The organism is Micromonospora sp. NPDC048898 (genome assembly GCF_043198035.1).
Lineage (GTDB): Bacteria > Actinomycetota > Actinomycetes > Mycobacteriales > Micromonosporaceae > Micromonospora.
Genome location: NZ_JBICUF010000012.1, coordinates 67,500 through 87,698 on the forward strand (window position 1 = coordinate 67,500; position 20,199 = coordinate 87,698).

Annotated in this window: 12 protein-coding genes; 7 read left to right on the top strand and 5 right to left on the bottom strand. The window is 70.8% G+C overall.

Annotated features, from left to right (window positions below; translation table 11 throughout):
- The first annotated feature begins 118 nt into the window (after positions 1 to 118).
- Positions 119 to 673, top strand: a complete 555-nt coding sequence (locus ACGFIQ_RS26275; RefSeq protein WP_393247932.1) for a hypothetical protein — start codon at positions 119 to 121, stop codon at positions 671 to 673.
- Here ACGFIQ_RS26275 and ACGFIQ_RS26280 read toward each other — a convergent pair.
- Positions 660 to 2,873 (bottom strand): MMPL family transporter, encoded by a 2,214-nt coding sequence (locus tag ACGFIQ_RS26280; RefSeq protein ID WP_393247934.1) that lies wholly within the window; start codon positions 2,871 to 2,873, stop codon positions 660 to 662. The two genes, ACGFIQ_RS26275 and ACGFIQ_RS26280, sit on opposite strands and share 14 nt — an antisense overlap.
- A 321-nt stretch (positions 2,874 to 3,194) precedes the next feature.
- Here ACGFIQ_RS26280 and ACGFIQ_RS26285 point away from each other — a divergent pair, with 321 nt between their 5' ends.
- The 3 genes from ACGFIQ_RS26285 to ACGFIQ_RS26295 all read left to right on the top strand — a co-directional run bounded on the left by ACGFIQ_RS26285 (position 3,195) and on the right by ACGFIQ_RS26295 (position 7,124).
- Positions 3,195 to 3,827: a TetR family transcriptional regulator gene (locus ACGFIQ_RS26285; RefSeq protein WP_393247936.1), complete on the top strand. Its 633-nt coding sequence runs from the start codon at positions 3,195 to 3,197 to the stop codon at positions 3,825 to 3,827.
- An 83-nt stretch (positions 3,828 to 3,910) separates the two neighbouring features.
- Complete coding sequence (locus ACGFIQ_RS26290) at positions 3,911 to 4,099, top strand: hypothetical protein (protein ID WP_393247938.1); 189 nt, start codon at positions 3,911 to 3,913, stop codon at positions 4,097 to 4,099.
- Between the two features lie 451 nt (positions 4,100 to 4,550).
- Positions 4,551 to 7,124: a M48 family metalloprotease gene (locus ACGFIQ_RS26295; protein ID WP_393247940.1), complete on the top strand. Its 2,574-nt coding sequence runs from the start codon at positions 4,551 to 4,553 to the stop codon at positions 7,122 to 7,124.
- A 105-nt stretch (positions 7,125 to 7,229) separates the two neighbouring features.
- Here ACGFIQ_RS26295 and ACGFIQ_RS26300 read toward each other — a convergent pair whose 3' ends face one another.
- Together ACGFIQ_RS26300 and ACGFIQ_RS26305 are read right to left on the bottom strand one after the other, a co-directional pair.
- On the bottom strand, positions 7,230 to 7,910 hold the full coding sequence (locus ACGFIQ_RS26300; protein WP_393247942.1) for a lytic polysaccharide monooxygenase: 681 nt from the start codon (positions 7,908 to 7,910) through the stop codon (positions 7,230 to 7,232).
- 249 nt (positions 7,911 to 8,159) lie between these two features.
- Entirely contained in the window at positions 8,160 to 8,741 is a 582-nt protein-coding gene (locus ACGFIQ_RS26305; RefSeq protein ID WP_393247944.1) for a hypothetical protein, read from the bottom strand.
- A gap of 593 nt (positions 8,742 to 9,334) precedes the next feature.
- Here ACGFIQ_RS26305 and ACGFIQ_RS26310 point away from each other — a divergent pair.
- The gene (locus ACGFIQ_RS26310) at positions 9,335 to 10,579 is read left to right on the top strand and encodes a PQQ-dependent sugar dehydrogenase (RefSeq protein ID WP_393247946.1); all 1,245 of its coding nucleotides are present in this window, start codon (positions 9,335 to 9,337) and stop codon (positions 10,577 to 10,579) included.
- A gap of 100 nt (positions 10,580 to 10,679) precedes the next feature.
- On the opposite strand, the gene ACGFIQ_RS26315 is transcribed toward ACGFIQ_RS26310, so the two are convergent.
- On the bottom strand, positions 10,680 to 12,098 hold the full coding sequence (locus ACGFIQ_RS26315; protein ID WP_393247948.1) for a xylulokinase: 1,419 nt from the start codon (positions 12,096 to 12,098) through the stop codon (positions 10,680 to 10,682).
- Between the two features lie 209 nt (positions 12,099 to 12,307).
- Positions 12,308 to 18,250, bottom strand: a complete 5,943-nt coding sequence (locus ACGFIQ_RS26320; protein WP_393247950.1) for a KGGVGR-motif variant AAA ATPase — start codon at positions 18,248 to 18,250, stop codon at positions 12,308 to 12,310.
- Between the two features lie 220 nt (positions 18,251 to 18,470).
- Here ACGFIQ_RS26320 and ACGFIQ_RS26325 point away from each other — a divergent pair, with 220 nt between their 5' ends.
- Together ACGFIQ_RS26325 and ACGFIQ_RS26330 are read left to right on the top strand one after the other, a co-directional pair.
- Complete coding sequence (locus tag ACGFIQ_RS26325) at positions 18,471 to 18,764, top strand: DUF1330 domain-containing protein (protein WP_393247952.1); 294 nt, start codon at positions 18,471 to 18,473, stop codon at positions 18,762 to 18,764.
- Positions 18,765 to 18,933: 169 nt separating this feature from the next.
- The gene (locus ACGFIQ_RS26330) at positions 18,934 to 20,136 is read left to right on the top strand and encodes a DUF418 domain-containing protein (RefSeq protein ID WP_393247954.1); all 1,203 of its coding nucleotides are present in this window, start codon (positions 18,934 to 18,936) and stop codon (positions 20,134 to 20,136) included.
- Positions 20,137 to 20,199: the final 63 nt, after the last annotated feature.

Below are 20,199 nucleotides of genomic sequence, written 5' to 3' on the forward strand. Positions count from 1 at the left end.
CAGTCCGGTCAGCCGCCCGCACCGAGCGAACGTTGGGACGTGCTTGACGCACCGACGTCCATCACGCATTGTCAACTTGAATCGACTGCCTTGAATGCATTGACCTTGGGGAGGGTTGATGAAAGCCTTCGTCTCCGCTGTCTCGGCCGCGGTCCTGCTGCTCGTGCCGTCGGGCGGTGGATCCTCCGACCGGCAGGCGGCCGACACGCCCTGCACCGGACAGATCCACGCCAACCCAGGGTTCGAGCTCGGCACCACCGGCTGGACCGCCGGCCCTCGCCTCGTCGTGTTCGGCGACGCGACCCGGCCCGCACACACCGGTCAGGCGTACGCCGCCTTCGCGGGGCTGGACGTGACGCGTGGCGACCTGCTGCGCACCAGCGTCACGGTGCCGGCCGGTTGCGACCTGACGGTCCGCTTCTGGGTCCGGACCATCACCACGGAGACCCGCCGCGGTGACTACCTGAACGTCGGGCTGGCGGTCACCGGGGTACCGCCGAAGACGAGGTTCTCGCTGGCCTTCGACGGCGGGGCGCAGTGGCGGCAATATGGGATGTCGACCGGGACGGCGACGACCGAGCGCACCGCGACGGCCAGCTTCCTCGCCAGCGAGACGGCCGGCAACGGCGTCACGGCCTTCGACGTGGACGACGTGTCCTTCACGTTGAGCTGACCGCCGCGGCGGCCCGCGGCGTCGTCGTCTCGGACCGTTCGTCTCCGCCCTCGAGGTTCGCGTTCGGCAGCACGCGGTCCAGCCAGCGCGGCAGCCACCACACCCTCCGGCCGAGGAGTGCCATGGCTGCCGGCATGAGCGTCATCCGCACCAGGAAGGCGTCGAACAGGACGGCAGCGGCCAGTGTGAACCCGAAGAGCCTGAGCGAGAGGTCCTCGGAGAGGAAGAACCCCAGGAAGACGCTGATCATGATGATCGCCGCGGCGGTCACCACCCGCGCGCTGTACCGGAAGCCGGCGACGATCGCGGCCGTGGGCTCCGCCCCGTGCGCGTACTCCTCCCGCATCCGGCTGACGAGGAAGACCTGGTAGTCCATGGCCAGCCCGAAGGACATGCCGACGAGCAGGATGGGCATCAGGCTGTAGATCGGCGCCGTGTCCTCGATGCCCGTGATGTCGGACAGCCAGCCCCACTGGAAGATCGCGACGACCGCACCAGAGGTCGCGGCGACCGTCAGGAGGTAGCCGATCGCGGCCTTGATGGGGACGAGCACCGATCGGAACGCGAGCAGCAGCAGCACCAACGCGAGCCCGACGATGATCGTCAGGTACGGCAGCAGGGCCTGCCCCATCCGGTCGGAGGAGTCGATGTTCATGGCCGTCTGGCCCGTGACGTAGAGGTTGACGCCGGTCTTCGCCTCCACCTGGTCGGTCTGCGCACGGATGTCCGCGACCAGGTTCTCGGTGGCCTCGCTGGCCGGGCCGCTGTTGGGCACGATCTGCAGCAGTGCCGTGTCCCCGCGACCGTTGACCGCCGCCGGCGCGACGTCGGCGACGTCGGGCAGGTCCAGGATCACCGCCCTGGCCTGATCGGCGGCACTCTGCGCGCCGCCGCCTCCGGCCGCGTCGACGACCGCGATGAGCGGGCCGTTGACACCGGCGCCGAAGTTGTCGGCGATCAGGTCGTACGCCTTGCGCTGGGTGCTGTGCTCGGCGGCCGTGCTGTCGTCGGGGATGCCCAGCCGGAGATCCGTGGCGGGCACCGCGATCACCACGAGCGCGGCCACGGCGATCAGCACCATCGCCACCGGTCGACGGGTCACCAACTCAGCCCATCGCTGGCCGAGCGTCCGGGCGGATCCGCTGCCGGCATCGGGTCCGCGGAAGATCCCGAGGAACCGGCCCCCACGTCCCTGAACTCGCCGGCCGGCGAAGCCGAGGATCGCGGGCATCAGCGTCAGCGCCACGAGCACCACGACCGCGATGGCGCCCGCCGCGGCGAGACCGTCCTCCGTCAGCAGCGGAATGCCGAGCACCGCCAGCCCGGCCAGGGCGATGATCACTGTCAGGCCGGCGAAGACCACCGCCGACCCGGCCGTGCTCGTCGCGCGCCCTGCGGCGTCCTCCGGCTCACGGCCGGCGACCAGCTCGTTGCGGTAACGCATGACGATGAAGAGCGCGTAGTCGATGGAGACCGCCAGGCCGAGCATGAGGGCCAGGACGGCCGCGTCGCGGTTCAGGCTGATGACGCCGCCCACGGCGGTGATGGTCAGCAGGCTGATCCCGACCCCCACGAAGGCCGTCAGCAGCGGCAGCGTCGCCGCGACCAGCGAGCCCAGCGCGACGATCAGCACGAGCCCGGCGAAGGCGACACCGACGACCTCAAGGAGGCCGGTCTCGGGCTGTGGCTCCAGGGCGTCGCCGCCGACCTCGACTCGCAGCCCGCCCTCGCGGCCCAGGTCGGCCGCCTCGGTCAGCGCGGTCCGTGCCTCGTCGGTCACCTTGTCACCGGACACGCGGTAGGTGACTTCGGAGTAGGCCACTCGACGATCCTGCGACAGGACGCCGGACTCGATCGGCTCGACGACGTGCGCCACCTGCAGCGCCGCCCGCAGCGCCTCGATCACCTTCTGGAGCGTGGCGGCGGGCCCCGGGTCCCGCAGCGTCCCGCCGTCGGGAGCGACGAAGACGACCCGAGCGCTGGCGCCGTCGACGGGTTGCTCGGGAAAGCGCTCCTTGAGCAGGTCGAGCGCCTGCTGCGACTCGGTGCCGGGAAGGATGGAGGAACCCACCGCGGTGGACTCCTGCGACAGTGCGGCGGCGGCTGCGCCGGACGCGACAAGCAGGGCGAGCCACAGTGACAGCACGAGCCCTCGCCGCCGGAACGACAGGCGGCCCAACCGGTAGAGCAGTGCTCCCATGACGACCCTCCGATCAGACCTGCGTGGCTCACCCAGGGGAGAGTCTACTAACTTTAGTTAGCTACTATCAATTGATAGTCGATAACGTTTTTGGTCTCCACCCCGCCCACCCTGGTTGCCGCACGCCCTCGCAAGACGAGGCAACCGGCTCGAATTGACACAGCGCCAGCGGGGTAACGTGACCTGACCAGATCAGCCCGGCCAGCCCAAGCGGGTCGACCTACGCTGTCGGACCAGCACCACGACGGTCCACGTGGCGTGCCCGAACCCCACCCCACGGACATCGCCCCCGATACGGTGCCGAGAAAGGGATCGTCCGTCGTGACTTCACAGGGGACCCCGTCCACACCGGGTTTGCGCGAGCGGAAGAAGGCGAAGACCCGCGCCACGATCCGGGAGCACGCGATCCGCCTGTTCCTGGAGCAGGGCTATCACGCAACGACCGTCGGTCAGATCTCCGAGGCCGCGGAGATCTCACACACCACCTTCTTCAGATATTTCCCCACAAAGGAAGACGTCGTCCTGCACGACGATCTGGCGCCGCTGTTCATCGACGCCCTGCGCAGTCAGCCGGAGGACGTGAACTCGATCAGCGCGCTTCGCGCGGCGATCCGGACTCTGTACGAGGACGACCAGGACGAGGCGTACCAGCAGGACCGGTCGGGAATGATGGTGCTGGCACGAGAGCGGCACGCGTTGATCCTCTCCGTTCCCGAGCTTCGGGCACGGATCCTCGACGACTTCGCGGAGGCATTCGGCGCGATCACCGAGGTCCTCGCGGAGCGCGTCGGACGCGACAGGGACGACATCACCGTGCGGACCCTGGTGGGCGCGGTCATGGGTCTGGTCACCAGCTCCTATCTGACCGTGACCGACGATCCACGCAGGGACCTCCCCACCATGTTGGACTCCACCCTCGCCGAGCTGGAGGCCCGCAGCAACTTCGGCCTGTAGGCGGCCGAGCCGACAGTCCACTCTCGTCACCGACGGGTTGGCGGACGTTGCGTATCCTGATGCCTACTCTCGGGAGGGGTGGCATGGTCGACACGTACACGCGGATGCCCGAGCTCGTCGAGGCCGCCGCTCGTGCCGGGGTGACCCGGCTCGCGCCGCAGGCCGTCAGGTCGGGTCCGGGCGACGTTCTTCCGGCCGAGGCGAGCGCGGCCGGTGCCGGTTGGTGGCGCGGCGGGCGCCGCCCGCACGACCGCGTTTCCGCGCCGAGGTGACCCGCACCGACGGGCAGCCGCCGGCTGCTCCGGTGACCCGGGGGCCCGCCGGGCCGCCCACTCCCCTGCTCTGGCTCTATCTGCAGGTCGTCGGATTGGTGGGTGGCGTCGGTGTCGTGGTGGGCACCGTGTTCTTCTACGGCAACCGTCCCCTGGCGCAGCCCTACCGGGAGGCGGCGCTCCGCTGCACCAGGGCCTATGACGTCGACCTGAGCAAACCCGCCGAGTTCGATGCCACCCAGACGATGCAGTACTTGACCTGCATGTACGACCCGGCCCGGGTACTCGGGTTGGTGATGCTCACCGGTGGCGTCCTGCTGGTAGCCGGGCTCGCCCTGATCGTCGCACTGACCCCGGTGGTCGAGGGGGGGGGGGGGGGGGGCCCCCCCCCCCCCCCCCCCCCCCCCCCCGCCCCCCCCCCCGGCCCCCCACCCCGGGGGGGGCGCGCTCGATGAGAGGGGGGGGGCGGCCGGGGGGGGGGGGGGGGGGGGCCGGGGGCCCCGCCCCCCCCCCCGCCCCCCCGGGGGGGGGGGGGGGGGGCCCCCCCCCCCCCCCCCGACTCGCGAGCCCCGTCGCCGGTGCCGAGCAGCGGTTTGCCGAGCTCTGTGACCGGCAGGGGCTGCACGGCCGGCACCGGCCCGAACTGTTCGTGGCGGGACCATCGGTGCGGCAGGCGTTCACCACCGTCCGGCCCGGCGGCCGACCACTCGTGGTGCTGCCGGCCGCGGTGGCGGTGGCCTACCGGGATCCGGCGCGCTTCGACCCGGTCGTCCAGCACGAGCTGGCGCACGTGCGGGGTCGGGACGTCCGGTGGGTCTCCGCCGTACGTGGTCTGCTGTGGCTTGTCGTACCGGCGGTGGCAGTGGCCAGTGTCTCCGAGATCCGCGCGGTAGGGCTGCCTGCGTTCCCGCTCGTCACGGCTGGCCGGGCGCTGGTGCTGGTGCTGGTGAGCGCCCTCCTGCGGGCGCTGGTGCTGCGACTGCGCGAACACGAGGCGGATCAGCAGGTCAGCCGGACCGGTGACGCCACCGCACTGATCCGGCTGCTGGAGGCCGCCGCCGCGACCCGACCGCAGCACCCCGGGCGGCTGCGCCGACTGTTCGCCCGGCACCCGACGCCCCAACGGCGGGCCGCCGCGCTGCGTGCCGGGCAGCAGGTGTCGGTGGATGGCCCGATGCAGGCCGCGGTGACCGGGGCGGTGACGGCGATCGTCGCGGGAGCGGCGGCCCATGCGGCGCTCACGTTGGCCTTCGACCGCGACCTCTCCGTACTGTCGGCCGCGCTGGTCGGTGTGCTGCTCGGGTTCGGGCTGACCCCCGCGCTGCACCGCCGGGCACTCACCGGTGCGCCGTCACGGCGTTGGCTCCCGATCGTCGCAGCCGCCGCCGGCCTCGCCGTGGGCGGATTCGTCTTCCCCACCGGACCGGCCGGCGCCAGTACGTCGTTCCCCACCGGCACCGCCAGCCTGGGCGTCAGCCTGTGGGGCGCGATCCTGGCCGCACTCGCCGGCATGGTCGCCGGCACCGCCTGCACCGTGCTGGCCGGGCTGGCGGCCCGCCGGGGCCCGGACCGGTTCACCCGCCTCCGGCGGGGGCTCACCTACCTGGCGGCCGCCGCGACCGTCACGGCGATCTGCTGGCCGTTGCCGAGACTCGCCGCCGGCCTGGAATGGCCGGCGCCGATACGCACCTGGCTGGTCTACGCGCTGCCCGACGCGCCGTGGCCGTGGCTGGGCCTGGCCCTGCCGACGGCGGTCGTGGCCCTGATCGGCTGGCGTCGCCTCGCCACCCGCGCCGTCCTCTCCGTCGTGGCGGTGACCGGGCTGATCGGTGCGAGCCTCGCATCGGCGCAGGCGCTCACGCATCCACCGGCCACATTGGACGCCGCGGTCGCCCTCCTCCAGCAGCGAGGATGGATCTGCGCCCTGGCCGGGTGGGCGGCACTCGTGGTGCTCGCCGCCGGGCGCGGTGACCCCGGCGTGGGGAGGGCCCTCGTCGCCGGGGCGGGCGTCGCGGCACTGACCGGTACCTCGCAGTTCGTGCACCAGGTGCTCTCCGTTCGTACCGTGGACGCGACACTGCTCCGGCTCTATGTCGGTGTGCCGGTGATCTGGTGGTTCTACCTCGCGGTGCTCACGACGCCCATCCTGATCGGGCTCTCCGCTCTCGCCGGACGGCTCGGCCAACGACCCGGCCGGATCGGACAGCCGGCCCGCCGGGATGGCCCGCGAGCACGGGTGTGGCAGGTGCTCGCTCCGGTCACGGCAGCGCTCCTGGTCGGGGCCGCGGCCCTTGTCGGCCTGCCCGGTGGGCCGGTGCCGCTGCCCACCGCGACACCGGCGACCACTGCCCCGGCGGCCGTGGGGGTGCCGTCACCGACCACCGTCGCTCCGAGCGCCAACGCCTCGCCGGCCGGTGCGGATCCTGGCCGGGTGCTCACCGTCGCGGAGGCTGGCGCCGCCGCCGGCGCGGTCCGGGCGAGACTGCCGGCGTTCTGGAAGCCGGAGCCGCAGCAGAAGGACACCGGTGAGTCCCGGAGCGTTGTCGAGCCGGCGGCCTGCCGGCAGTTGGCCAGGGACGACTTTCTGCGCCGGATCAAGCCGGACCAACGGGTCGACGAGATTCGCGGCTTCGCCACCAGGAAGTCACCGAACAGCATCAGCGGATCGACAATTCTCGTGATCGTCACCTCGTACGCCCACCCCGTGCCCGACACTCTCCTCGGCGAGGCCGAGGCCGCCCGCGCCGCGTGCACCCGGTTCACCGCCACCGCCCCCGGTGGCTCACCGGTGCGGTTCACCGTGAGCGCCCAGCCGGCGCCTCAGGTGGGAGAGGAGTCCTGGCGAATCCGGTACGACCTCGCGAGCGGCAGTGGCTCGAGCAAGATCACCGGTACCACCCTGTATGGCCTGGTCCGGCTCGGTCACAACCTCGTGGTGGTGCAACTGACCGCCATCGCGGAGCCGCCGGACGAGGCGGTGTTCGAAGCGGCGGTCTCCGCGACGGTAACCGCCCTCAGCCGTTAGTGGTGCCCCGGCAGAGCTTGTCTCCGTGCGGAGGACGGCCGCGGTCCGGCCCAGGACGCCAACGCCCTGGGCCGGACCGGGTGTCGCGGCTCTCGGTCTTGCCGATCAGGTGACGTTGATGTCGCTGCACCACATGTAGGTCTGGTCCAGGTGCGACGCCCTCCAGATCACGAAGAGGATGTGGTTCCCACTGCGTGACGGGAGCGAGACGTTGAACGAGATGTTCTGCGCCGGCGCGTAGCGCCCGGTCGTCGTGAGCAGGTCGAGGTTGCCCCACCCGAGTTGCTGGGTGGCGGGGTTGAACCCCTGCTTGGTGACGTAGACCTGGAAGTAGTCAGCGCCGTGGCTGGCCTGGTCGTACAGCTGGACCGTGAGGTTGCGGCTGACGTTCGTCCTCTTCCACGCACCGGGCTGGTTCACGCTGTTGTTCCTGGTCAGGCCGTTGCTGCACAGTTGCCCGTCCGGGGTGCGAGCCTGGTACTGGCCGGCGAGGCCGTCCCGCAGTTGGCTCATCCAGTTCCACATGGTGTCGGGGTTGGCCTGGAACGCCTGCCAGCACATGGGGTCCTGCTGCTGCATGGCCGGGTTCATGTGCTGACTGCCCCAGGTCTTCCAACACTGATAGGCACGACTCGCCGGGTTGATGATGGTGCCGTGGGCCTGGGCCGCCCCGGTGAAGGGCAGCGTGCCGACCACCATGGCGACCAGCAGGACTACCACCTGGAGGGGCCGGCGGACGGTTGACCGGGTTCGCCCGCCGGATAGATCGGACGTGTGTGAACGCACTGTTCATCCTCCGCTCTTCGGTACTAGAGATCACAATGGGAACGCTCCCAAAGCAACTGTTACATCTATGGGCCTAGATATCAATACTGATCTATTTATGGTCTGATGTGGATCGAGGTGACCGGATCGCCCGCAACGGCGCCCACCGCGGCACGCGGGCGGTCCACACCTACCGGCGGGGCCGGCGCGCGGGCTGTCCAGCCTCTGGCCTCGCCGGGCACGACCGCCAGGCCCGACCGTCCGGCGCGGTCACATCCCAGCTGCGGCGTCGTACCGGCGGCGCTGGTCGGCCATCTCCGACTCGGTCAACGCCTCCTTGAGCGCCAGCTCCTCGTACTTGTCCGGGAACATCTCCCGCAGCCGGTCGACGAACCTGACCTCGGCGGTCGCCTCGACCACCTGGATGCCCGGAGGGTCGGTGGACATGTCCATGATCACCGGGCCGGCCAGCTTGACCGCCACGTCCCAGGGCCGCTTCTGCTCGGCGACCCCGCAGAGGTGGAAGCCGTACACCGTCCGCACGTCGGCGAGCGCGGTCACCTCGGCCGGCTCGTAGCCGTAGACGCGGACCCCGCAGATCACCTGCGGCTTCACCTCCGCGGCGGCCGCCTGCTGGGCGCTGTGCCCGGCGTGGTTGTGCTGCCCGGGGTCCGCCTGTTCGAGCGTGGTACGCATCCGGGCCGTGATCTGCCCCTGCAGATCCGCCGGCTCCGCCGCCGGGTCGGCCCGGTTGAGCAGGACGACAGCTCCGACCGACACCACGAGCAGGATCACCGCCACCCACACGAAGCGGTTCCGGTACCAACCCGCGAAACTCTCTCGGGAAATCATGACTACTTCTCACCTCGTCGCCGGTACTGGTGGCTGGCAGACCGGATCGGACGTCCCCGGCAGGTCAGACGTCGAGCGCGTGGGCCGCCGGCCGAGGGCTACGCACGGCGACCAGGGCCGCCTCCCCGGGACATGCCCGTGGCCATGGAGATGGCCCGGCGATGCGGCAAGGCGAGCGCCTGCCGAAGCGGCGCGCTGCCGACACTGCGATGCTCCCGTGCTGGCCGTTCTCAGCGCGGTTGCCCCCGCGCTGCGGCGATGTGAGCCATTCCAACACGTTTGGATCCGTTCTGGCAACATCGACGAGCGTCAGCGTGGGCCGTTCTCGACACCAGCAGGGGTAACTCCACCAAGCGGGACCGCGCACCCCACCAATTGATCATCGACCGAGCATGGCCGGCCGCGAGACGGCCCGGGGCGGACCGTCGGTGACCGCGCTGTCGGTGCCGCAAGCAGCACGACCACGGGGACGAGCAGGTCCCCGGTGGACCGGAAGGCAGCGGCACGGCAGGTTTGCCATTCGCGGGAGTCGATGTATCTTGGGAACGCTCCCAGATTGCCACCACCATTCCACCTGCTTGAGGAGCCCACCCATGTCGCGACGGCGCTATCGCCCGGCCACCGTTCTGGCCGGGCTGCTCGCTCTGGCCCTGTCCGTGTCTCTCCTGCCACCGTCGCCGGCGGCCGGCACCGCCTCGGCCGGGCCATCCCATACCCGCGCTGCGCCACTCACCGAACTGACCGTGACATCCGAACAGGTGGCCTACGGTCTGCAGCGTCCCATCGCGCTCACCGGGCTGCCCGACGGCCGGATGCTGATCGCGGAGAAGAACGGCACCGTCCGCGCCTACCACCCCGACACCGGCCTGGCGGCCGAGCCGGTGCTCGACCTGAGCGCCCGGATCGACACGTCGGACAACGAGCGTGGGCTTCTCGGCATCACGCCCTCGCCGAGCTTCGCGCGGAACGGGATCCTCTACGTGGCCTACACGAGCCTGCCGGCCGGCGCGTTGACCCTGGCGCGGGTGCCCATCGGCGCTCCCGAGCGGTTGCAGGTCCTGCTCACCCAGGAGCACGCGGAGTACGGCAACCACAACGGCGGACAGGTAGCGTTCGGCCGCGACGGTTACCTGTACTGGTCCCTCGGCGACGGCGGCCACGCGAACGACCCGTTCAAGAGCGGTCAGAACCTCGGCACCCTGCTCGGCAAGATCCTGCGGATCGACGTCAACCGCAGCTGCGGGGGGAAGCGCTACTGCGTACCCTCCGACAACCCGTTCGTCCGCACGCCGGGCGCGCGGCCGGAGATCTGGGTCTACGGGCTGCGCAACCCGTGGCGGTTCTCCGTCGACCCGGTCGACGGCTCACTGTGGATCGGTGATGTCGGCCAGGGTCTGGTCGAGGAGATCAACCACATCCGCCCGTCGCAGCGTGGGGCGAACCTCGGCTGGTCCTGCCGGGAGGGCACCCCCGTCTTCGATCAGACGCAGTGCCGCCCGGGCGTGCGGCTGACCGACCCGGTCTTCGAGTACGAGCACTACCTCACGGAAAACTGCTCGGTGACCGGCGGCGTGGTGTACCGAGGGTCCGAAACCCCGGAGGCGTGGGGGACCTACGTCGCGAGCGACTACTGCTCGACGCTCGCCTTCGCCGTACGCCCCAAGTCCACGGGCGGCTACGAGTCCGCCACGATCGGCAACTTCCCCATCCAGCCGACCGCGATCGCCACCGACGTGCGCGGCGAGTTGTACGTGCTCAGTGACCTCCCGGGGTGGCTGAGTCGGGTGCGGTTCGAGCGGGTCCAGCCAGCCTCCGGCGGCGCGACGGCAAACGGCTGAGCCTCCGGCGGCCCCTGCACGTCCGTGATACCCCGGGGACGGCCGCATCGGCGCGGCCGTCCCCGGCTCACGTCGATGCGGGCCCCGGGTGTCGCAGCCGTCAGTCAGCGTGGTCGGAGACGTTCGCGCGGGCGGCGGCGTACCGTTCACGGACTGCCGGCACGGCGTCCGCGTCGTACACCTCGACCTGCCCGATCGTCCACGCCGGCGGCCGCTGGTCGCCCGACAGTACCCAGGCCGCCTGGCGGGCGGCGCCGTCCGCGACGTACTCCCCCAGCGGTGGGGGGACGAGCACGGGGCAGCCGAAGACCGTGGGCGCGATCCGGCGGACCGCCTCCGAGCGGGCGCCGCCGCCGACCAGGATGACCCGGTTGACCGACGTGCCCTGCGCGATCATCGCATCCAGCCCGTCGGCGAGTGCGCACAGAATTCCCTCCACCGCCGCACGTGCCAGGTGCGCGGGGGTCGAGGTCCGCAGGGTCAGGCCGTGTACGGCTCCGGTGGCGTGCGGACGGTTTGGTGTGCGCTCGCCCTCCAGGTAGGGCACCAGGACCAGCCCGTCAGCGCCCGGCTGGGCGGACAGCGCCAGCGCGGACAGCTCCGCGTGGTCCACCCGCAGCATGGTGGCGGCCGCGTCCAGCACCCGGGCGGCGTTGAGCGTGCACACCACCGGAAGGAAACGGCCGGTGGTGTCGGCGAACCCGGCCACGATCCCGCTCGCGTCGGCGGCTGGCACATCAGAAACGGTGGACACGATGCCGGAGGTGCCAATCGACACGATGATGTCGCCCGACTCGGCACCGACACCCAGCGCCGCCGCGGCGCAGTCGCCCGCGCCGGGACCCAGCGGCGCGCCGGTGCGCAGGTGCCCGGCCCGGCCGGTCGGCCCGAGCACCCGCGGCAGCAGCAGGCCATCCCTACCGAACGCCAACCGGATCAGGTCCGACCGGTACGCACCGGCCGCGGCCGACCAGTACCCGGTCCCGCTGGCGTCGCTGCGGTCGGTGCACAGAGCATCCAGCCCCGGCGCGCCGGCCAGACGCCAGGTCAGCCAGTCGTGCGGCAGACACACCGCTGCCGTACGGGCGGCGTTCTCGGGCTCGACCGAGGCCAGCCAGCGCAGTTTGCTGACGGTGAAGCTGGCCACCGGCACCAGGCCGACCGCCTCCGCCCAGGCTCGCCGCCCGGCCTCGCCGCCGCCGAGATCCGAGATCAGGTCGGTGGCGGCGCCGGCCGAGCGGGTGTCGTTCCACAGCAACGCGTCCCGGACCACGGCGCCTTCGGCGTCCAGGCACACCATGCCTTGCTGCTGCCCGGCTACCGAGACGGCCGCCACGTCGTCCAGGCCCCCAGCCTGTGCGACCGCATCGGACAGCGCGGCCTCCCACGCGGCCGGCGGCACAGCGGTGCCGTGCGGGTGCGGTGCGCGGCCCTCGCGCACCAACTCCCCCGTCTCGGCGTCGCGGATGACGACCTTGCACGACTGGGTCGACGAGTCGACCCCGGCGACGAGTGGCACCGTTCCTCCCCGGGGGTGTCGATCACCGGCCATATTTGTTCAGCGGCTGAATTATTTGGCGCTCCCACGGCGCTGTCAAGACTGTGGCGCGGCCGGCCGGCGGGTTCGCCCAGACCCGGTACCAGCATTGCCGCGACGCCGGAGCCGTCATCGGCCCGGTCGCCACCCGGGGCGTTCAGCACGGGTATCCATCCGGAACGGCAGGTAGCTCATCCGCGACGACGACCGTCCCCATCGGTCCCGGGACCCGCTGCCATGCCGATGACAAGTGGTTCGAGGTCGACAGTGAGCCTCGCCCCGTCAGCCGCTCCACCTGCGACGTTGGTCGCGGCCGCCGCGGTCAGCGGGTGGTGCGGGCCGTAGCGGGCGGCCAGCAGGGCGTGGGCCTGTTGGTCGAGGCGTCTCGCCTGGCCACTGTCACCCAGGGTGGTGGCGTAGTTCAGTTCCGCGGCCAACACGTACGGATGGCGCTCGTCGAGCCGTTCGCGGAGGCGCCCTACGCATTCCTCCAACACCCCGCGGGCACCCGTGCGGTCCCCGGAACCGATCAGGACGACACCCAGCGTGTTCACGACCACCTGCGTGAGCGGATGGTCCTTTCCGTACGTGTTGCGGTACGCCGCGACCGCGGCAGTGGCATGGCGCTTCGCCTGGTGGCTGTCGCCCAGGGCAGAGCAGATGCAGGCCAGTTCCGCCTCGCAGGCGGCCGTCTCGGGGTGTTGCCGACCCAGTGTCGCCGCCCAGCGGTCGTGCGCGTGTGTGACCAGGGAGTGGGCCTGTTCGAGGTCTCCCAGACGCCGCAGGCTCAGCGCGAGGTTCCTGGCGACGCGCAGGCTCAGCGGATGGTCGGCGCCGAACTCGCTGCTCGCGATCTCCAGGGTCCGGGAGAGTTGGCTGCGTGAACCGTCGTAGTCGCCGAGCTCGCGCAGGTCGCGACCGTAGCTGTCCTCGCTCAGCAGTGTCGCCGCGTGGCGCGGACCGAGGCTACGCAGTCTGCGGCCGTAGGTGTCCCAGTCCCTCTCGGTGGCCTCGGTGTGCTCGCCGAGGAGCAGCAGAGCTACCGCCAGGTCGTGGCTGGCCGCAAGGGTCTGCGGATCGTTGGCCCCGCCGGTCGACAGGCGTTCCTCCCACGTGTCGCGCGCCACCTGCACGGCGCGCTGGAAGTCGCCCGACAGGTCGGGGCGGTCCTCCGGCGCGCCTTCGGCGGACAGCCGCGCGCCTTCGGCGGACAGCCGTCCGACGATGGCTCGGGTGGCGGCAAGCTGCTCGTCGGGCATCATCTCCTGGATGACACGCCGCACGAGTTGATGTGTGCTGACCGTGGCGGCGTCGGTGTCGATCCGCACCAGGCCGAGCCGGGCGATGTCGCGAATCAACGCCGCGGTGGAGCCTTCGAGGTCGGGTTCGTACCTGTCGAGTTCGTCCAGGAACACCGGCGACGACAGCGCGCGAATGGGAATCGTCTCCTGCTCGAAGCAGGCGATGAGTTCCAACAGTCGGTAGGCGGCCGGCCGCTGCGCACGAAGGCGCTGGGCCGTCAGCCCCAACGTGGACGAGGCCCCGTGGAGGGTCGGCATGCTGTCGAGGCGCTCCAGAAACTCCGGCACCGGCGTGGCCGTGGTGGCGAGCAACGACCCGGCAAGGCTCACCGCAAGCGGATGGTCGCCGAGGCGTTCGGCGATCGTCGCGGCGTCGCTCGGCGCGAGGCCAGGCATTTGGCGCGTGATCAGTGTGACGGACTCGACCCGGTCGAATCCGGCGAGGTCCAGGACGTCGGCTTCGTCCCGCCAGGCCGCGCTGCGCGAGGTGATCAGCACGCTGCCGGGGCCACGGGGCAGGAACTGTCGCAGGGTCTCCGGGTCGTCCACGTTGTCGAATACGACGAGCCAGTGGTCAGTCCGCCCGAGGTGATCCAGAAGGTTGCCCGTGAGGCCGAGCGCCGCTTCGAGCTGCGCGAGCTGAGCCGGGATGGATCGGGAATCGTCGGTCGACACCCACCAGACGAGCCGGTACGCGGAGGCGAAGCGATGGACGTACTCCTTCGCCAGTTCGGTCTTGCCGGTGCCGGCCATGCCCTGGACCACCGTGGTGCCGTGCTCGGCCAATCGTTCGTACAGCGCCTCCAGAACGGTGCCTCGGCCGACGAATTCGAGGTTGCGCGGCGGTACCTGCCACACCTCCGGCGCAACGGCGGGCATCCGGGGCAAGGCTCCCGGGACTCGACGAACCGGGTACGGCGGCTGCAGCGCGGCGAACAGCGCCTCACGTGCCGGGCCTTCGGACATGCCGACCAGGTCAATGGAGGGAACGGCGGCGAAGGCGCGAGGTAATCGGATCTCGCCGACCCGGATGGGCAGCAGGAACGGGGCGGGGCCGTGCGGCGGTCGCTCGCCTCCGACGCGCCCGACGTCGGCAGCTTCCGCCGTCTCCAGGTAGTCGCGTGTCAACACCACGACCATCCGGTCGGCGCCATTCATCGCCGCCATCCAGTCGCGGACCTCGAACAGTGTGTTGGGCTGGCCCGCCGACTCCAACTCGGCGCCTATCCACTCGGCCCACATCCGGTCGGGCGCCGCGTAGCTGATCGTCAGCGAGGTCGATGCGGATCGCATCGGGTCGCGGGTGAATTCGGTCAGCCAGCGGACGCGATCCCGGTCATCCATCGGCGGAAGCTTCAGGCGGATGCCGGTTATCTCGCTGGTGAGCCGCTCGTACGCCGCGAGCAGCGAGCTTTCCACCCCGGGCCGGTCGCCGAAGACCGCCAGGATCTCCTCGTAGGCGTAGAACGGCCGGTAGGGAATCTCCACCGCTGCCCAGTATCGGCCAAGGTCGGCGCGGCCCGACGACGTGAGCATCGGTTCGAATCGCGCTCGGGCGTACGCACGGCCAGCCTGGACCTTCGCGTGCTCGCCGTCGTCCACGCGCATCGCCACCGGGAACATCCGCACCGGATTGCCTGGCCGTTGCTGGCTGATCGACCGGGCGACGGCGACAGCGCCATCAATGCTCGTCTCACTGATCGTGAAGCAGTTGACCACCGCGTCGGGGAGCTGGATGGTGGCGACACCGGCAACGTCGCTCAGACCCGTCCGGCTGTCCAGCAGCACGAAGTCGTAGTTGCGGCGCAGGTTCGCCCGGAGCGCGTCGAAGAGGGCGTACCCGTTGAGCCGTTCGTAGAAGGAGCTCCAGTCGAACGCGGCCACCGATCTCGAATACGACTTGTCCTGCTGCCCGGGTGGGATGAGGTCGATCAGGCCGTTGCCCGGAAAGGCCCAGCCGAGCCGGAGGGCGTAGGCACTGACGTCGGCTGACGCCTCCGCCACCTCGGCGAGGTCGTCATCCGTCTCCATCCTTGTCGCGGCGAACGTTCGAAGCATGTCGATCAGGCCGGGCGACGTCCTCAACTCCCGATCGGGCAGGAGCGGTCGGTAGTACCGGTGCAGGCTGGGCGCCTCCAGATCCCAGTCGAGCACGGCGACGCGGTAGCCGTTGCTCGCGAGGATCCAGGCGACGTTCGCCAGTGCCATCGTCCGCCCGGTGCCACCCTTGTACGAGTAGAAGGTGATGATCTGGCCGGATCCCGTCGTCTCCTCACCCCGGCGGGCGTCGCCGTGCAGAAGGCTTCTTCCCGCGACGACGAACGACACCTCGTCGATACGGTCGCGACCGCTCCGGCCGGGCCTGGCCGCCGGGTCGAGCGCGATGCGCATTGCCGGCAGCCGGCTGGCGAGCGTGTCGTCCATCGCGAACAGCTGACGGACCAGCGGCTCGGCGTCGTTGTCGTCGAGTTCGAGCAGCGCCGTCACCGCCGCCGCCCGCGAGTCGAGTTCACGGTCTTCGTCGGCGGACAGCCCGCGTAACCAATCGAGGTGCTCGGCGGCGGCGACCCGAAGCAGGGCACGGGCCGCCTGCAACCGCAGGTCGACCCGCAGGGCACTGTCGACGCAGCAGCCGCGGAGCGCCGTGATTCCCGACGGGTCGCCCGCATCGGCGAGTTCGAGTGCGACCGCCAGCCGGTATCCCGGCTCGCTGTGGCCTTCGTTGAGGGCCCGGCGGTACGCGAACGCCTGGAGGTGGCTCGGCGCCGAGGTCGCCTCGGCGTCCGTGGAACGCGAGCCGGCTCGCTCCGGCGTGGCCCGCTGCGCCCAGTGGCGGACGCTGCCGGGCAACGACGGGTCCGCGACGAGCAACTGGACGCCGCCCGAGGTCACGGCTGCCTCGTCGAGTGCGTCCGCGATCAGCAACCGCACCCAGGGCCGCGCGGCGGTGTCCGCGACGATCGCGCGCAGCGCGGCGACGACATCGTCGTCACGGCACAGCGCGATCAGTACCCGCAGCGCCTCGGGTGCGGTCGGGTCCTCGGCCGCGAGCTGGGCGAGCAGGGCATCGATGACCCTGCGACGCAGTGGCCCGGCGACGTCGATGCCCTCGACGAGGATCTCGCCGGCGATGGCGACGTCGGTGTCCTGACTGTTCAGGAGCGTCTCGACGAGCGGGTCCGCCGGCACGTACTGCCGACGACCGAGCACGAACAACGCCAGATTACGCCGGTTGGGGGCCCGCACGTCAGCCAGCCACGCGGCTTCGTCGAAGTGTCTCGCCCGTTCACCGGCAGCGAGGAACTCCGCCAGGCTGCGGTGGGTGAAGGCGAGACCCGCGCCGCGCTCGACGAGCACGGACGTGCTGGTCAACATCGCGCGGACGTGCCGGTCCCAGTCGGGAACCGCGTCGAGCGTGTCCGGCGGCGCGTGGTCACGCACCCAGGTACGGGCCTGTTCGACGAGCGACAGCGCGTCGTTGGTCACCTGCGCGTCGGCGAGGTTCTCGACCAGGTTCTTCAGATTCCTGTCGAGCCAGGCCCAGAACTGCCGGCCGGGATCGCCGTAGCGCTCGAATTCGGAGCGGATCCGGTCGCGCTGTTCGACGGCCGCCGGCCTGCCGGCGAGCAGATGCCTGACGAACTCCGCGTACAGCTCGGTGCGGTTGCTCGGCAGCGGTCGTTGCTGGTCATGCTCGAAGACCAGCGCCGCGATGGTGGCCAGGAGCGGCACCTCGACGACGGCGCCGAGCCGGGCCGCCGCGATCGCGCGGAGATACTGTTGCGCGACCGCAGCGCCGTCACCGCTCCCGGTCCGCGCCGCGAACCATCTCCCGGCAAACGTCGCCAGGTCGGTGGAATCGAAGCGGCGCAGCGCGAACTCCGCCACGGACCGGCCCTTGACCTCGGCCAACTCGCCGAAGAGCAGCGGACGGGTGGCCACCAGGAACCGTTGTGCCGGATCTGACTGGTGCAACCAGCCCGCGATTCGAATGACCACGTCCGAACGGTCGTTGCCGCTCAGCACCTCGTCGACCCCGTCGATGAGGATCAACCACCGGGTGCCGGGCAGCGGGGGCAACGTGAAGTTCACGGCGTCGACGTCGAGTCGGCTCCCCTGCCGGTGGGCCTTCGCCAGGGCGTCGGGAAGGCGTCGGTCGACCAGAGCGGTGGCCGGCACCGCGATCGGCACTACCGGCCCGAACGGCGCGCGGCTGAGCCGGGTACCGCGCTTGGCGTCGAGCCACCACCGCGACTGCAGGTGCTGAATCAGAGCCACCATCGTGGACTTACCCATGCCCGGCTCGGCCACCACCAGGGCGTTGTCGAAGCGGTCGAGCAGCTGCGGAACGGTCAGCACCACGGGCTGCGCCTCGCCGGTGAGGTCGGCCGGCGTCATTGCCCGCTGCTCGACGTAGATCTTCGGCAGGGCCGGTGCGTGGCCGGAGAAGAACTGGTACCTGTGCGTTGCCGCGTCCTCCCACTGCGCGGTCAGGAGCGCACGCAGCGGATGCTGATCGGCGAGCAGTGGCCGGCGGCGGTCGGCGAGATACATCGCCGTGGAAGCGGCGCCGAGGGCCAGCGCCGCCACGGACATCGGCACCACGAGCCCGAACGTCCTGCCCCCGAGGAAGTGGAGCGCGGCGACGAGGAGCGCGAGCAGCCCGGAGACAACGCTGACCCACAGCCAGCGCGACGGTGCGGCGACCGAGCTGCGCCTGGGCGACGCCGTCCGGGCGCGCAGAAGGACGAGGACCACGCTGAGTACGCCTGCCGCGGCCCCGACGATGGAGCCGAGGTGATCGGCGAACTCCAGCCACGCCGGCCCGCTCATGCCCAGAGGTTAGCGGTGGGTGACCTCCCCGGGGGATCGACCTGACGGCCGGCGCTCCACGGACAACGGATACGTGTCACCGACAATCCTTCACGAACAGACGCCGATCTGCGTCACGTCACGCACGCCTAACCGAACGACCATCCATTCTCGCCGCGCCAATACAATCGGAGCCCGAGAACCGTGAGTCACATACACTCATCCCCACACTGGAGGTTCCATGCCCAAGGGCTACTGGGTCAGCGTCTACCGCACCATTTCCGACCCGGAGAAGCTGGCCGCCTACAACAGGCTGGCCGGTCCGGCCGCCAGGGCCGGGGGCGGGCGGACCCTCGTCCGTGGCGGTCGGGTCGCGGCATACGACGCCGGGATCGCCGAGCGTACCGTCCTGGTCGAGTTCGACAGCTTCGAACAGGCCGTCGCGACATACGAGAGTGCGGCCTACCAGGAGGCGCTGGTCGCCCTCTCCGACGGCGTCGAGCGCGACTTCCGCATCGTCGAAGGCATCGACTGACCGAGGTCCAGTATCGCTGGGACGAGCGGACAGCCACCTCGCGAAAGCCGGGGTAGGGCCTACCCCACCGGCGACCTTCCCGCTCACTGGATGTCATCCGGACAGGCCGCTTCCTAGGGTCACAGGAGAGTTGTCGAACGCTACTCCTGCCCGTTCCGGAGGTAGTCCCGTGAGTCCTTCCATCGAAGAGCCGACCGTCGAGATTCGAGGCCCCGGGACGCTCTCCCGGATCGTCGACGTCGACGCCCTGCGCGCGGTGGCGCTGCTATTCATCCTGATCGTCAACATCGCCTACTTCGCCTCCGGCTATTCCTTCCAGCTCATTCCGGATCCCGCACACGACTCGTGGAGCGACCACTCGGTCCGGTGGCTGGTCGAGATGTTCCTCGCGATGAAGGCGTACCTGCTCTTCTCCTTTCTGTTCGGCTACAGCTTCACGCTCCAGCTCGACTCCGCCGCGCGGCGCGGCGTCGACTTCGCCCCACGGTTCCGGCGACGGCTGGCCGGGCTCTTCGTGCTCGGCATCCTGCACGCGGTGCTGCTGTTCCAGGGCGACATCCTGACCACGTACGCGTTGCTCGGCCTGGTCCTGCTCGCCATGCGGCGAGTCAGCGTCGGGACCGCACTGCGCACCGCCGTGCTGGTGACCTGTGGGATCGGTTTCGTCCTCGCACTCGCCGCCACGGCCGGGACCCAGTTGGTGACCGATCCGGCGACCGCACTCGCGGCGGGGCAGCGGTCCACCGAGGCGCTACAGGGCGGGCTGGGCTCCGTGATCGCCGAGCACGTACGTCAGCTGCCGGCGATGTTCGGCGCACTCCTCGTGCAGGGGCCGCTCGCCCTCTCGGCCTTCCTCTTCGGTTACGCGGCCGGACGGCGGCGGCTCCTCACCAACGTCGCCGGGAACCGGCAGCTCCTGCGTCGGGTACAGCGGGTGGGCTACCCGGTCGGCCTGGCCGGTGGGGTGATCTTCGCATCGGGCGGCGGCACCGCCAACCTGACCGGCGTGACGGCGGGCGTGCTCACCGCGCCGCTGCTCGCGGCCGCGTACGCCGCCACCCTGCTCCAGTTCTTCCAGACCGACCGGGGGCGCCGGGTCGTCGCCGTGCTCGCGCCGGCGGGTCGGATGTCCCTGTCGAACTACCTGGGTCAGTCGGTGCTCTGCGTGCTGGTCTTCACCGGCGTCGGGCTGGGTCTCGCCGGTACCGTCGCACCCCCGGTCGTCGTCCTCATCGCGGTCGCGATCTATGGGGTTCAGGTCGCCCTCAGCGCGGCGTGGATGGCCCGGTTCCGGTACGGGCCGATGGAGTGGCTGTTGCGGGCCTGGACCGAGCAGCAGTGGCCACGGCTGCGGGCCGCGGGCCCGGCATGACGGTTCCCGGTGCGGAAAGCGTGGTCACCAGATCCTCCTCGACGGCGAGAGTCAGGTCTCAGG

Excerpts from the sequence above, each read along its gene's own strand:
- ACGFIQ_RS26305 (WP_393247944.1), bottom strand. The coding sequence starts at position 8,741 with ATGATTTCCCGAGAGAGTTTCGCGGGTTGGTACCGGAACCGCTTCGTG.
- ACGFIQ_RS26280 (WP_393247934.1), bottom strand. The coding sequence starts at position 2,873 with ATGGGAGCACTGCTCTACCGGTTGGGCCGCCTGTCGTTCCGGCGGCGA.
- ACGFIQ_RS26290 (WP_393247938.1), top strand. The coding sequence starts at position 3,911 with ATGGTCGACACGTACACGCGGATGCCCGAGCTCGTCGAGGCCGCCGCT.
- ACGFIQ_RS26310 (WP_393247946.1), top strand. The coding sequence starts at position 9,335 with ATGTCGCGACGGCGCTATCGCCCGGCCACCGTTCTGGCCGGGCTGCTC.
- ACGFIQ_RS26295 (WP_393247940.1), top strand. The coding sequence starts at position 4,551 with ATGAGAGGGGGGGGGCGGCCGGGGGGGGGGGGGGGGGGGGCCGGGGGC.
- ACGFIQ_RS26320 (WP_393247950.1), bottom strand. The coding sequence starts at position 18,250 with ATGAGCGGGCCGGCGTGGCTGGAGTTCGCCGATCACCTCGGCTCCATC.
- ACGFIQ_RS26275 (WP_393247932.1), top strand. The coding sequence starts at position 119 with ATGAAAGCCTTCGTCTCCGCTGTCTCGGCCGCGGTCCTGCTGCTCGTG.
- ACGFIQ_RS26325 (WP_393247952.1), top strand. The coding sequence starts at position 18,471 with ATGCCCAAGGGCTACTGGGTCAGCGTCTACCGCACCATTTCCGACCCG.